11 protein-coding genes are annotated in these 14,321 nt (G+C 39.9%); 4 read left to right on the top strand and 7 right to left on the bottom strand.

Annotated features, from left to right (window positions below; translation table 11 throughout):
• Positions 1–285: 285 nt before the first annotated feature.
• Both B4B65_RS15065 and B4B65_RS15060 read right to left on the bottom strand, forming a co-directional pair.
• The gene (locus B4B65_RS15065) at positions 286–2,187 is read right to left on the bottom strand and encodes a TonB-dependent receptor plug domain-containing protein (RefSeq protein WP_293916473.1); all 1,902 of its coding nucleotides are present in this window, start codon (positions 2,185–2,187) and stop codon (positions 286–288) included.
• 95 nt (positions 2,188–2,282) lie between these two features.
• Positions 2,283–3,230 (bottom strand): zinc dependent phospholipase C family protein, encoded by a 948-nt coding sequence (locus B4B65_RS15060; RefSeq protein WP_293916471.1) that lies wholly within the window; start codon positions 3,228–3,230, stop codon positions 2,283–2,285.
• Positions 3,231–3,385: 155 nt separating this feature from the next.
• Here B4B65_RS15060 and B4B65_RS15055 point away from each other — a divergent pair, with 155 nt between their 5' ends.
• From B4B65_RS15055 to B4B65_RS15040, 4 genes are all read left to right on the top strand, one after another.
• Positions 3,386–4,372, top strand: a complete 987-nt coding sequence (locus tag B4B65_RS15055) for a glycosyltransferase family protein (RefSeq protein ID WP_201679821.1) — start codon at positions 3,386–3,388, stop codon at positions 4,370–4,372.
• A gap of 5 nt (positions 4,373–4,377) precedes the next feature.
• Positions 4,378–5,151 carry an FKBP-type peptidyl-prolyl cis-trans isomerase gene (locus tag B4B65_RS15050; protein ID WP_293916469.1) on the top strand — a complete coding sequence of 258 codons (774 nt, stop codon included), beginning with the start codon at positions 4,378–4,380 and terminating at the stop codon, positions 5,149–5,151.
• Positions 5,138–6,043 (top strand): aldo/keto reductase, encoded by a 906-nt coding sequence (locus tag B4B65_RS15045; RefSeq protein ID WP_293916467.1) that lies wholly within the window; start codon positions 5,138–5,140, stop codon positions 6,041–6,043. Before B4B65_RS15050 ends, B4B65_RS15045 begins: the two co-directional genes overlap by 14 nt.
• A 109-nt stretch (positions 6,044–6,152) precedes the next feature.
• Positions 6,153–7,154: a hypothetical protein gene (locus B4B65_RS15040; protein ID WP_293916465.1), complete on the top strand. Its 1,002-nt coding sequence runs from the start codon at positions 6,153–6,155 to the stop codon at positions 7,152–7,154.
• Positions 7,155–7,213: 59 nt separating this feature from the next.
• Here the strand turns inward: B4B65_RS15040 and kdsB are convergent, their stop codons facing one another.
• The 5 genes from kdsB to B4B65_RS15015 all read right to left on the bottom strand — a co-directional run bounded on the left by kdsB (position 7,214) and on the right by B4B65_RS15015 (position 14,208).
• Entirely contained in the window at positions 7,214–7,954 is a 741-nt protein-coding gene (gene kdsB, locus B4B65_RS15035; protein ID WP_293916463.1) for a 3-deoxy-manno-octulosonate cytidylyltransferase, read from the bottom strand.
• Between the two features lie 79 nt (positions 7,955–8,033).
• Positions 8,034–8,648: a deoxynucleoside kinase gene (locus tag B4B65_RS15030; RefSeq protein ID WP_201679816.1), complete on the bottom strand. Its 615-nt coding sequence runs from the start codon at positions 8,646–8,648 to the stop codon at positions 8,034–8,036.
• A 23-nt stretch (positions 8,649–8,671) separates the two neighbouring features.
• The gene (gene trpS, locus B4B65_RS15025) at positions 8,672–9,670 is read right to left on the bottom strand and encodes a tryptophan--tRNA ligase (RefSeq protein WP_293916461.1); all 999 of its coding nucleotides are present in this window, start codon (positions 9,668–9,670) and stop codon (positions 8,672–8,674) included.
• Positions 9,671–9,825: 155 nt separating this feature from the next.
• Positions 9,826–11,130: a RagB/SusD family nutrient uptake outer membrane protein gene (locus B4B65_RS15020; protein ID WP_293916459.1), complete on the bottom strand. Its 1,305-nt coding sequence runs from the start codon at positions 11,128–11,130 to the stop codon at positions 9,826–9,828.
• A 21-nt stretch (positions 11,131–11,151) separates the two neighbouring features.
• Positions 11,152–14,208 carry a SusC/RagA family TonB-linked outer membrane protein gene (locus B4B65_RS15015; RefSeq protein ID WP_293916457.1) on the bottom strand — a complete coding sequence of 1,019 codons (3,057 nt, stop codon included), beginning with the start codon at positions 14,206–14,208 and terminating at the stop codon, positions 11,152–11,154.
• Positions 14,209–14,321 lie beyond the last annotated feature (113 nt).

Genomic DNA, 14,321 nt, shown 5'->3' with positions numbered 1-14,321 from the left:
GCGCTAGAGATAAACATACAGCTTATTTCTGGTGCAAGCGTCCACTTGTGTCTATCAAGTTTTATTGGCTAAAAGCACAAGCACCGCTACGCTAATGCTTGCGTTAGAGATAAACATACGGCTTTTCTGGCGCAAGCGTCCGCTTGTGTCAGTCAGTTTTATTGGCTAAAGCACAAGCACCGCTACGCTAATGCTTGCGCTAGAGATAAACATACAGCTATTTCTGGTGCAAGCGTCCACTTGTGCTTATCCAGTTAGACATTAATATAATCTGATCAACTGTTATTATCTATTGAAAGAACAGTTGAATCTTGCACCGAGGCTGTACCAAACGCCGGGCATAGGAACGGCTCCAGCCTGTATGTACGTGACATTAAAAATATTCTGTACATCTGTATAAAGACTAATTTTGGTCCAGTTATAGGCTAACTTAAGATCTGACAGGAAATAAGATTTATAAGAAATCCGCTCGCTGAAGCGATTGGATGTTGTCAACGACCATGCACTGTGTTGTACTGTCAGGTTTGCAATCGCCTGATGACGCAGACTTTCTATCGCATACTTTGAATCTGTACCCGACTCTTCTTTTTTAATTGATGGGCGGAGATAGTTGTATCCGAGGTTAATGAAATACCGGGTTACATCCTGATCATCTCCAATCTGATAACGTAATGATGCATTCAACCCATTTACTTTATTGTTGCCGATATTAAAGGGTTGATAGGGGGCGGTGCTGATTTCTCGTGTCCAGTCAATAAAATCGGATATAGAGCGATAAAAATATCCTCCCTGAATAATAAGGTTATTGTTGATATACTTCACCCCTGTCTCAATCTGATAAGCATTCTCCGAAGTAAGATCGGGGTTTCCTATATTACCGGGCTGTTTCAGATAAAGATCCGTGAAAGAGGGAATACGCTGACTACTTCCTGCATTTAATACCAGCTTCCATTTGCTGTCCAGATCATAGCCAAGATCGATTCCGGGAAAAACCTGCCATCCATAGTCCGAATTGTAATTGACATATGTACCTACGTTGATCATCAGATTTTGTATAGCTTCTGTCTTAAATTCTGCATAAGCTCCTTGATTTTCTCTTTTGTGTGTGCCTATATTGGAGCTGTTGATCCGTTCCCAACGAGATTCTATTCCTAATCCGAAATCTCCGAATGAAGTCTGGTACACTCCGTTCAGTTCGGCTGTAAGAGAGTTGTTAAAATGTTTACTTCGTGCTTTTGAAAAATCCTGACGGTAATAGCGGTAGTCATCCTCATTGTAGCGATTGCTGATGCGGGGAGATACCGAAAGTTTTTCGGTAAGCTGATGTCTGGAAGATAGGGTTGCAAATGCTGTTTTTACACGTTCCTGAGATTCCTTATCTCCCGGAGCGGCATAAAACCCGTTTGCCCCAAATTTGTTGTCAATATAACCTGCAGACCAGTTGATATGATCGGCATCTCCGGGATTATATTCACCCTGATAGTACAGTTTATTATTTTCGGAAGCTGTATTGTAGCGTTGTCCGTTTGATTTCTGATAGTTATAAAAGAAAAGATGATTGTGTTTTTCCTGATGCCATGCGCCTCCGATTTGTGTGCCTGCACCGTAGTATTTTTCTGATGTCTTCTCTTCGTTATCTTTAAAGGAGCTGCCTCCGTATATGTGTGCTGAAATAAAACTTTCTTTCGGTTTCTTCGTGACGATATTGATTGCACCTGTCAGACTGTTGATTCCATATATTCGGGAAGCAGGCCCTCGGATTACTTCAATACGCTCTATCGCATCCAAAGGGATTGGCAGATTGAGGGCATGGTGCGCAGTTTGCGGATCAGCCATTTTTACCCCATTTACCAGTACCAGTGTTTGTTCAAAACTGCCGCCGTCAATGCTGATATCTGCCTGTGATCCAAAAGGCCCCCGCTGTCTTATATCTACTCCATTTACAGACTGCAGGATTTCATTTAAAGAATTCCCTGGCAATCTTTTTATCTCCTCACTGGTTATAATCTGAATATTTCGGCTTTGCTTTGCAAACGGGATTTGTAATCTGTTTTCACTGATCATGATCTCATTCAGTTTCGTTGTATCCTGACGAGTTTCCATTTCCTGCGTATTTAATGAAGCTTTTTGTCCATATACAATGATGGCGCTGCCTAAGGATAGGAGTATCAGTATTGATCTTAGCATAATCTTGTTAAAAATTTTGCCAAAGCTATAAAATTAAATATTGATCTGATACATTCCTGTATTTAAATATCCTAATGACAGAAATATTATTGTTGCTACGGCCATTCTTCTCTGCCCATAAATGTTTGTGAGGATGGGGAAGGGATTTCTTTCTCCGGTTCTGAATCTGTATTTTTTAATTTCCGCAGATCAGGTTGGCCGGCTTCTATCCAGGCAGAATACCAAAGACTTCCAATGCGCTGAATAGCTTTTCGCATGCGTATTTCAACCATTCCGTTAAGAGCTTCGTGATAGGCTTTGGCATATGGATCTGAATAGGTCAGAATCAATATATTATTACGTGTGAGATAGGTTTTTTTCTGGGATGGCGAAAAGCGATCGGACAGCTCTTTTTCTATACGCAGAACTGTATCTGCAAGAGGGGCACTTTCATATACAATAGTCCATCCTAACGCCGCCGGATCAGAAATAAACTGTGCTTTTCCGGCAGCCAGCTTGTAGCTGTGTGCAAACATTTCCGGTAGCCGGCTTTCCCAGAAGGCATGTATTCCTGTCTGGCCGGTATATTGACCATTGTAATTTTTCGTGGTATGTAAAGGAACATGAGCATCTCCTACATAATGTCCCAAATCTGCGGAATGTCGGATGATTTTAGTCTTATCACGTGCTATAAAGGCTTTTACAAGTTTTTGATAGGTGATATAGATTTGCCAGGGAACAATACCATTGGACAATAATCTTCTTTCATCGATTTTCTCTTTAGCTCTGGACCAATGAACAGGGAGGGTATCTAAAGCATCAGCATCGTATGCATCGAGATCAATAAAATGTCGTGGTGATTCAGCGGTATCAATATAACAGCGCTTGTCAGCATCTACTGCTTTTTCTGTAATCTGATCTATATTTTGCTTATAAAATACAGCAAGTTCAGTGGGTAATGTAAATACAGCATGCCTGTTGATAAGCTTATGTGCATAAAATCCCCATGAACTGCAGAGCAGGATGATCAATATACCGGGGAGAATCACTGGTATTTTCTTCATATGACATAATTCAGGACCTCTAATGTACGTATTATATTAATGGAAAAAGGGATTTTTGGCATTAAGCGGGAGTTTAAGAGCGTGTAACTTAATAATTAATTAACGTTAAATTTTCCGTATTAATTTGTATTTTGCAAACTATATAAGGACGCTATATGAAAGTACTTTATGCTGTCCAGGGAACTGGAAATGGACATTTATGCAGAGCTATGGATATTGTTCCCTGCTTGCGCAAAACAGCCGATGTTGATGTACTTGTAAGTGGTATTCAGGCGGATATCAACCTTCCGTTTGAAGTAAAATATAAGCTTCATGGCCTAAGCTTTATCTTCGGTAAATCAGGAGGAGTAGATTTATGGAAAACATTCATGAGTTCTACAGTGAGGAAATTTACGCAGGAGATCAAATCTTTGCCGATCGAAAACTACGATTTAATTATTAATGATTTCGAACCTATTTCAGCCTGGGCTTGTTACTCAAAAGATAAACCCTGTATAGGGCTCAGCCATCAGATCGGTGCGCTGGATGCATCTAGTCCTAAACCGGAAGAAAAAGATATGCTGGGTAAATTTATTATGAAGAATTATGCTCCCAGCTCTAAATCTTACGGATTTCATTTTAAGTCTTATAATGACCATATTTTCACCCCTGTAATCCGCGAATCTATACGTAATATTGAGCCGGAAGATCATGGTCATTATACGGTATACCTGCCTTCTTATGATGATGCTCATTTATTGAAGCATCTGAGCAAATTTCCGGATATACGATGGGAGGTCTTTAGCAAACATAACAGTAAACCTTTTCGGATGCGCAATGTGTTTATACAGCCCATCAATAGTGAAGAATTCGTAAAAAGTATGTCCACAGCCTCCGGGGTGCTTTGCGGAGCCGGATTCGAAACGCCTGCTGAAGCCCTTTTTCTAAATAAAAAATTATTGGTCATCCCCATGAAAAACCAATACGAACAGCACCTTAATGCTGCTGCACTGGAGGAGATGGGAGTGCCTGTGATCAGTAGTCTTAAACAAAAGAATGAATACGCTATAGAGGCCTGGTTGAATAGCCGAAATAAGGTTGAAGTTCATTATCCTGATTATACACAGGAAATTATCGATAACATCTTAAACAAATACAAATAATAAAAATGAGAAAAGTTTTAGCGGTTGGTTTTCTTACTGCACTAACATTGTGTGCCGGAGCTCAGGTGAAGAAAAAAAGCACGGGTACAGCCAAAAAAGGAGTATCTGCACAACGTCCTGCACAGCAGGGGATAATTTTGAAAAATTCTGCAGATTCTGTTTCCTATGCATTAGGTTTCGATATAGGGTCATCCGTCAAGCCTATGGAATTACCTCTAAATGTTGAGTTGATGAAAAAGGGTCTGGAAGAGGCGCTGAAAGGTAATAATGGTAAATTTACAAAGGAACAGAATGTCGAGATTATTCGTAATGCTATTCAAAAAGCAGCTGATGCAAAGAATGCTGTAGCGCTGAAAGCTGAAAATGAATTTTTTGCTAAAAATAAAACCAAAGCTGGTATCATCACAACTCCTGAAGGCCTGCAATATGAGATTCTTACCAAGACAGAAGGTCCTAAGCCTACAAGAGAAGATGAGATCGTTGCACATTATAAAGGTACATTGCTGGACGGTAAAACATTTGACAGTTCATATGACCGTGGTACGCCACTTACCTTGAGTCTTCAAAGTGTAATTGAAGGTTGGAAATTAGGTATTCCTTTGATGTCTGTAGGTTCAAAGTACCGCTTCTATATCCCTTCTAAACTGGGCTACGGGCCAAATGGTTCAGGGCCAATTCCGGGAAACAGTACTTTAATTTTTGACATAGAATTATTAGAATTCAAAAAAGAAGAATTGAAGTCTTATCCAGTGGTTGACGTTACAGATGATAAAAAATAAACTAGGAAAATCAGATCTGGAGGTTTCTGCAATTGGATTCGGTTGCATGTCTATCCGTAAGAGTCTGACATTTTCCGGAGTAGACTTAATTATGCAGGCCTATGAAGGAGGTGTCAATTACTTTGATACGGCAGATCTGTATGATCATGGCTGGAATGAAGAGTTCGTCGGAAAGGCGGTCTCTTCTTTTCGACAGGATATTCTGCTGGCAACCAAAGTCGGCAATCAGTGGCGTGCAGACGGAAGTGGCTGGGATTGGAAAGCGTCCAAATCGTATTTAATCAAGACAGTGGAAACTTCTCTTTCCCGATTGAATACGGACTATATTGATCTGTATCAGCTTCATGGCGGAACTATAGATGATCCCATCGATGAAATTATTGAAGCTTTTGAGCAATTGGTGAATGAGGGCAAAATCAGGTATTACGGATTGTCCAGTATTCGTCCGAATGTGATACGTGAATATGCTGAAAGATCTAATATCATTAGTGTTATGATGCAGTATAATCTTTTGGATCATCGACCTGAAGAAACAATGCTGGACGAACTTTTGAAAAAAAATATCAGCGTAGTAACCCGGGGGACAATCGCTAAAGGGCTGTTAATAAATAAGCCTGCAGAAGCCTATCTGCAGTTTACTGCAGGAGAGGTGCAGCATGCGGCTAAACATATTACAAAAATTGCAGAAGAAAAACAGGTTTCGCCCTTAAGTGTGGCTATGGGGTATGTATTGCAGCACCCTGCTGTAGCTTCTGCTATCATGGGAATCCGTACTAAAGCACAATTGAATGAGGTCTTGGAGGCTTCGATGACATTAGATAGTTTTTCTGCTCAGGACTGGACTCGCCTGCGTCAGGAAATGCGTCCGTTTTTATATACGGAGCATCGTTAGGTATCTTCTGAAAATCTGGCACTTATCTTATTTCTGTTTTTAATGTTTTAATTTATTAGGATTCTCTATTTATTATCTTCATTTTTAAGATAATTACTAACCTACTCTTATGAAAAGAATATTTGTTTTTGCGCTAACCATTTGTCTGGCAGGGCAAACTTATGCACAGAAAAGAACCCGGGATTTTTTGCTTATCTCTCCTTCAGAGAAGGTTGAAACGAGTCTGTATAATACTATTGATGTTATTGATAATCGGGATTTCAAAGAAAATCTGGGTATTATTCAAGTTGGTCTCCTTAATTCTAAAGCGCAGGTCATACCCGAAATTCCTTTGGAGAAACAAATTCAGCAACAATTGGGTTTTCTTGTATCGGGCGAAAAGAGTGACGGGGCACTTACACTCGTAATACAGAAATTTGCTGTTGCCGAATTGACGGGTGCTTTCTCTGAATCAGGTTTTTTTGATTTGAGAGCCAGTTTATTCGTGAAGAATAAGGATGAATCTTATCAAAGGCTGGCTACAATTGATACAGCTCATATTAATAAGGGGATGGATGTAACTAAGGGGTTGCTCCGTCATGCCAGTTATATTGTAAGCCATTTTCTGAAAGATAATTTAGGAAAATCGCCTACAGATACCATCCGATATTCTCAATCACAGGTTTTGGATTTTGAAAATATAGAAAAGTCTAAGGTGACTCTTTACAGTAATGGAATTGTTAATGATGGGGTGTATTATGATTATTTACATTTTAGAGATCAGTTACCTCAAGCAAATGTGTCTCTCCTCAATAATGATTTAACGAAGGGGTTTTATTCTCCGGATTCTAATGGAAAACTGAAGCGCCTGAAAGCCAATAAGTGTTATGCTGTCGTTGTTGACGGATTGGCTTATATTTCAAGTGAAGGCACATTCTATCCGCTTTATAAGAATGATAAGGACTATTTTTTTAACGGACTAAGCAGGACGACAGCTTCTGCCAGCAATGTAATTGCTGCTTCTGTTTTATTTGGTGCATTGGGCGCGGCTCTCGCTGCGAATAATACAGAACAATATGTTACTAAAATTGACTTTTACAACGGTAGCTTTATCAAAGTGTCAAAATTATAGTTGATTTGCTAGAAGTCTGGGCAACGTGTATTAACGCTATAAAAAAGGATAAGATAGATTTACCTGAAGTATGTCTGCATAATATGCTCCAGATCTTCCGGTGTATCTACAGCGATGGTCTCATGTGTAGTCACAGCAGTCTGAATCCGGTATCCGTTTTCTACCCAGCGCAGTTGTTCCAGTGATTCCGCTTTTTCAAGAATGGAAACGGGAAGCCTGGTCAGTTCCTCCAGGATGTTTGTGCGGTAACCGTATATGCCTATATGTTTATAAAACTGATGTGAAGTAAGCCAGTTTTTCTGTTCGGTATTCCGGATAAACGGAATGGTCTGACGACTAAAATATATAGCTTCACCGCTTATATTCCGCACTACTTTTGGTATATTGACATTCAACAGCTCGGTTTCAGTGTGAATTTCTTTGACCAGTGTTGCGATCTGTGTATGTTCATTTTCAAAACAGGAAATCAGCAACTCGATCTGCAGTGGATTTATAAAAGGCTCATCACCCTGAATATTAATAGCAATATCAAATCCGGATACTTTGGATATAACTTCCGCACAACGATCTGTACCTGATTCGTGTGTTTCAGATGTAAGGACTACATTTCCGGCAAAACTGCGTACATGTTCTTCAATCCGGGTATCATCTGTAGCGACTACAACTTCGTGCAAACCGGGAGTTTGCTTAACTTGTTCATATACACGTTGAATCATTGATTTTCCTGCAATATCGACTAGCGGTTTTCCCGGAAACCGGGAGGATGCATAACGTGCAGGGATTATTCCAATAGTTTTCATAAATGTATAGTGTATGTAAAAGATCAGGAAGTGATTCCATTTTATTTTTTGTCACTTCCAGATCTTAATTGTTTAGCTTTTAAAAAAGTCCGAAGAGTTCAGCTTCGATTTTTTGGATGATAAAACCCAGATCTTCCGGTTTACTGGTAAAGTCCAGATTATCTTTGTCCAGTATCATCACTTTACCATCTTTATAGTTGTTGATCCATTTGTCATATTTGTCGTTTAATTTAGACAAATAGTCCAGACGGATTGCAGATTCATAATCGCGACCTCTTCTTTGTATATTATTGACAAGGGTCGGAACGGATGCTTTCAGATAGATCAGCAGATCCGGAGGTTTGATATAATGAATGATGCTCTGAAAAATATTACTGTAATTTTCAAAATCACGCTCACTCATCAGGCCCATATCAAATAAGTTTTCAGCAAATATATAAGCATCCTCGTATATGGTACGATCCTGTATCATATCAATACCTTTCTCCTGCAGCTGTACAATATGTCTGAATCTGCTGTTCAGGAAAAAGATCTGCAGATTAAATGCCCATCTTTTCATATCTGCATAGAAATCTTCCAGATATGGATTATTATCTACTGCTTCAAACTGAGGCTCGTATTTGAAATGATTTGCTAAAAGCTGAGTCAGGGTTGTTTTTCCTGCTCCGATATTTCCTACAATAGCAATGTGCATATTATTTTTCCTAATTCTTCTTTTTAATAAAACTTTTTAAATCCAATAATCTCACGTACTTCTTTTATAGTCTTACGTGCAGATTCGCCAGCTTTGTCAGCCCCTAGTTTGACAACTTTGGAGATGTAATCGTTATCTGCAGAGATCTCTTCTATGCGAGAACGGACATCATCTGTCGCGATGATCATATCTTCTGCCAGTTGCTTTTTGAAGTCGCCATAGCGGATTTCACATTTGTTGTAAAGGTCATCAAAATGTTGAACTGTAGAAGCCGGAGATACGACCTTCATCAGGTCAAAGAGGTTCTGTATAGGTTCAGGTTTTACCTGATTCATTTCAGTAGGTCCGCCATCTGATACAGCACGCATTACTTTTTTACGGATAGCGTCCGGTGTATCTGACAGGTATATGCAATTGGCATCTCCGTTGGATTTACCCATCTTACCCTGTCCGTCGAGTCCCGGTACTTTAACCAGCTTGTCAGAATAGGAAAAAGCGAATGCTTCTTTGAAATAATCTACCTCATAAAGTCTGTTAAAACGGTTCCCAAAGGTACGGGTCATTTCCAGATGCTGTTCCTGATCTTTTCCTACAGGTACTTTAGTTCCATGATGAATCAGAATATCTGAAGCCATTAATACCGGATAGGTCAGCAAACCTGCATTCACATTGTTCGGGTCAGCTCTGACTTTATCTTTGAAAGAGGCCGCACGCTCAAGCTCTCCCATATAAGCATTCATGTTCATATACAGATATAGTTCTGCCACCTCAGGTACATCTGACTGAATATAAATGGTTGATTTTTCAGGATCGATTCCCGCTGCTAAATATTCAACGACAACCTGTCTCACTGTTTGTTGAAGACCGTGAGGAGTAGGATGGGTGGTTAAAGAATGTAGATCGGCAATAAAAAAGAAACAATTATACTCGTTTTGCATTTTTACGAAATTGCTTAATGCACCGTAGTAGTTTCCTAAGTGTAATTTTCCGGTACTTCTGATACCGCTAACAACAGTTTCCATATTGATGCGAATTTAGCGATTTTTATTTTGATTTACGTTGTATTTCGTGTCAGCTGCAGAGATTTGTATGCTCCTGTTATACGATCGGCTCATTGGGGACTGAATGATAGTAAAAACAAAAAAGGAGAGCATATAGCTCTCCTTCAGAGGTATCTTTAAAAAGACGGATCGGCTGGTGTATTTGTGTTATTATCTCTTTCCTGAAACGGATAAGGGAAGAAATTACGTTTGCGATCTGCTGTAGGTTGATTGAAACGTCTCATATCTTCTATTTTTAATCCCGAAGCGTAGAGTTCTATACAACGGTGTTTGTAGATAAGATTTAATACCTGTTGTTGCGTAAATGTTCCGCTTAGTGCCGGTAATGCAGCACCCAATCCATACTGTGTATCTGATTCAGGTGTTTTAGTGATAACCTTATTTAATTCGGTCACCGCATCATCTGTATTATTCTGACGTGCCAGTACTTCTGCTTTTATCAGGATCATTTCACCTGGCAGGTAGATCGGGAATGGACTGGTTGTAGCTGTAGCAAATCCTCTCATTCGAATCGTAGCAGGTGAGCCATCAAACTTTGTGTAAAATGTAATACGCTTATCTGCTGCATCTGGAATATGGGCGCCTGTCAGACCCAGATTAATGTTTTGAGGCTGAAATACATTATTGGAAGATATAATGGTAAACAAAATATTCGGAGATATAGCATCAAATTTAAAAAAGGATGGCTTTGTCAGATCTACCAGATTTGCTTCTGTATAAGCAAGCGTGTAATTTTCTGAGAACAATGCATATCTGGCTTTTAATGCGTGAATGGTGTTGATAATATTCAAATCTACAGGTACATTATTTAAAAATTCAGCAGATATAGCATTTGCAGCAATAATATTAAGCGCATTATCCAGTAAATTGATGGCTTTCGTAAAAGCGGCTTTTCTGTCTATAAATGAGACATTGTTACCCGTGCCATCAGGTACATTTTCCCAGTATTGTGCCATATTGCCAATAGCCAGAGCTTTAAATATACTGGTATAGGCAATAAGACCTGCAGCGTATTTTTTATCTCCCAATCTGTCCGCATTTTGCAAGACCAGATCTGCATCATAGACGATCTTGTTGGAACTTGTCCATAGATTCGCCAGAATCGTATTGGTACCATCTACTGCGCTGCCACCGGTGCTAAGTTGTAATTCAGGAATATTTCCCGCATTTAATAATTGAAATTCATTGGTTACAAATCCATTTGCAGCTACTGAGTTGAAGAGTACGCCCGTGCGTCCCAATGTATACACTCTTTGCAGGCCGATTGCGACAGCTGTGAGTCCCTGTGAAGTACCTAGAGCAGTCTCATTACTGGCTCTGGATGGATCCATATATTCTTTGGAACAGGAGGTAATCAGCAATATAAAGCTGAGGCCTATACCAAAGAACTGACGTGAAGTTATATTTTTAAATTTTTTCATGATCTTTTTCGTTAAAATAAATTAGAATTTGGTCAATAAGCCTATGCTAAATGTACGTGGAATAGGTACTGCTCCGAAGTCAATATTTCTGAGAATAGTGGATTGTCCTCCTGCATTCAGCTCCGGATCATATCCTTTATAATTATCCCATGAGATCAGATTGCGTCCACTTACATTAATGGTCAGATCCTTAATGTATTTAACTTTGCCCACATTATAGCTTAGTGATACTTCCCTTAATTTGACGAACGATCCGTTGTCAATACGCCATTCTTCGATAGCGTATACTCCGGAAACATATCCCCGAGGTAATTCGCCTTTTTGTTCCTGCTCAGCTACTTTGCCGTTTCCTACACCTTGACGGGTTCTCCAGTCTGCATTCCAGACATCTCCTCCTCTTACGGCATCAAGTTGTACATGAAGGCTTAATTTTTTATAACTGATATCATTGACGAAAGAAAAGGTATAATCCGGATTTGGGTTACCCAACACTTTACGCAGCGTAGTGCCTGTAGGCATTCCGTTTGCGTCACGCTGTGGTGTAAATGTAGTTGCCGAATTTTGAATACCACGTTCGATCATCGGAATACCAGCTGCATTGGTTAGTAAACTACCATCCGGATTGCGGGCGAAAAATGTGCCGTAGAATACCCCTATAGGTTGACCGTCAATAATGGATACCGGAGCTCCAGAGTTTGTGCTGAATAATCTGAGACCGCCCACATCCAACGCTTCATTTCTATTTCGGCTATAGATAAAGGAAGTATTCCAGTTCCATTTTTCTCCTTTTACCGGCGTACCATTTACAACGACTTCTATTCCTTTATTTCGTAGTGAACCTATGTTATCCAGTAAATTAGAAAATCCCACTGATGGTGCAATGACACTGGCCAGTAAAAGATCATCTACTTTCTTGTTATACCAGTTGAATTGCAAACCTAAACGATTTTTGAAAAAGGAAAGATCTGTACCCAATTCAAGCTCACGCTGGCGCTCAGGTTTAACGTTTTCATTTGCCAGTGTCGCACTGGAGAATAGAGAAGCTCTACCCAGGAAAGACTGGGTCTCGTAGGCATTGAATCTTGCATAAGCCCCTATACCTGTCAGGTTGCCGGATTCGCCGTATGCGCCGCGTATTTTGAAAGTATCCCACCAGGATGATACACCTAATTTTTTCCAGTATTCAGTGGAAGATAGTACATAACTCACGCTACCTTTCAGATATTTCTGGGTACGGAAATCTTTTCCGAATACAGATGACTGGTCAATACGTAATGCTCCGGTTACAAAAAGGTGATCTCTGTATTTAAAATTTTGCTGTATATATCCGCCACTGACAGATAACTCTGTACGACCGTCTATTCCCGGAAGTGGAGTAGACGCTGCATTTACTGTTTCGATGAGCGGAGCAAGTCCCCGGCCACTGATCAGTGCATACTTGCTCTTTTCGTATTGATAGGAGTAACCTACTTGTGTGGTGGATGATAAGATATCTGATAACTTCGCTTCATATGTTGCATTCAGTTCATTATTAAACTGAAATGCATTATTGTTGGCTGTACTTGCATATCCATTTAAGGTTCCGTCAAGAGAAGTTCCTCCTCCAAAGAAATCCGGATTTACATTATACGCAAACGGTGGAATATAAGTAGTTCCATTCTGGGCAGAATTGTCAACACCCATAGTAAAATCTAAGGTCAGATTTTTTACAGGAGTAAGTTTTAGATTGGCATTCGCAATAATTCGATCTGTCTCTTGTCTCTGCTTGATATCTTCAATAACCGAAACAGGGTTGACACGTCCGCGTTCACCGACAGCCATTAAGTTGCCGTTCTCATTACGGGCAAATATATCATGGAAATTACCAATAATTGTCACCGAGTTCATAGGGGAGAAGAAGGAGTTTCCATCCGGTTTTTCATTTGCAGAACTCTTCACATAATTCAACCCGGCACTAAATTTAGCCCAGTCATTCAGTTTCTGGTCTAAATTTGTTCTGAAATTGTATCTTCTGAAATTCGTGTTTTTGATAATTCCCTGATTGGAGAAGTATCCTGCGGAAGTATAATATTTGGTGTTGTCATTTCCGCCTGAAATAGAAAGGGTATTATCAGTTCCTGTGGAAGAACGAAAGATATAATCCTGATAATTGTAGCGTTGAACAGGAGTGGTTGTCGTTTGTAACGGTGTCGCAATTACATCCTGTGTAAATACATTTGGTGAACCCCCGAATTTCACAGGCGATTCATTTACCTCTACTTGTTTACGTAAGTGACCTACGGTCAGACTGGTTCCGAAATTAATCTGCGGAGCTCCACTCGCACCTCTTTTAGTGAAAATCTGGATGACACCGGCATTGGCTCTGGATCCGTATATGGCAGCGGCAGCTGCACCATTTAACACCTCAATACGTTCGATATCTGCGGGATTGATATCTACCATTCTGTTTTGTCCTATACTACCCACAAAATTACCTCCATCGTAGTTTGTGGAAGTGTTTGTTACTCTTGTTGTATTATTACTCACAATAACACCATCGATGATATAAAGAGGCTCAGAAGAAGAGTTGACAGAGCTGATACCGCGTAATCTCACACTGATTCCTCCGGCCGGATCTCCGGAGTTCTGACTGATCTGGGCGCCAGCTGTCTTGCCTTGTAAGGAAGCTAACACATTTCCACTTGGCGCTTTATTCAGATCATCGCCTTTTACAGAACTTACGTAACTGCCTAATTGTTTTCGGGTTGTTCCTTGCGAAGTACCGGTTACGATGACTTCATCCAGTCCGACGGCATCCGACTGTAACTGGATAGCTATAGTTGTTGAAGTACCGACCGTTTGTTCCTGTCTTACATAGCCGATATGGGAAAATACTAATACATCACCTTGCTTTGCTTTGACAGAATAATCCCCTAATTGATTCGTTAGGGTCGCTTCTTTTGTGTTTTTTACACTGACAGATACTCCGGCTACCGGAGTTCCGCCTGACGTAACTTTTCCTGAAACAGTTATTTGCTGCGCTATAGCCTGGGCCAGAAGCAGAAACGTACTTAATAGAAGTAATGTAGATTTCTTCATAATCGAATGTATTAAAATTGTTAGTTCGTTTTAAAACACGCAAAGTGGCGCATTTTTATTGTTTAATGTAAATTTGGTTAATTAAGCTTGATTTAGAAAATAAAAAATTGTTT

It is taken from the genome of Sphingobacterium sp. UBA5789 (assembly GCF_002418355.1).
In the GTDB taxonomy this organism is placed as follows: domain Bacteria; phylum Bacteroidota; class Bacteroidia; order Sphingobacteriales; family Sphingobacteriaceae; genus Sphingobacterium.
Note: the sequence above shows the minus strand (reverse complement) of the source record. Positions and strands in the feature narration are given on the sequence as shown.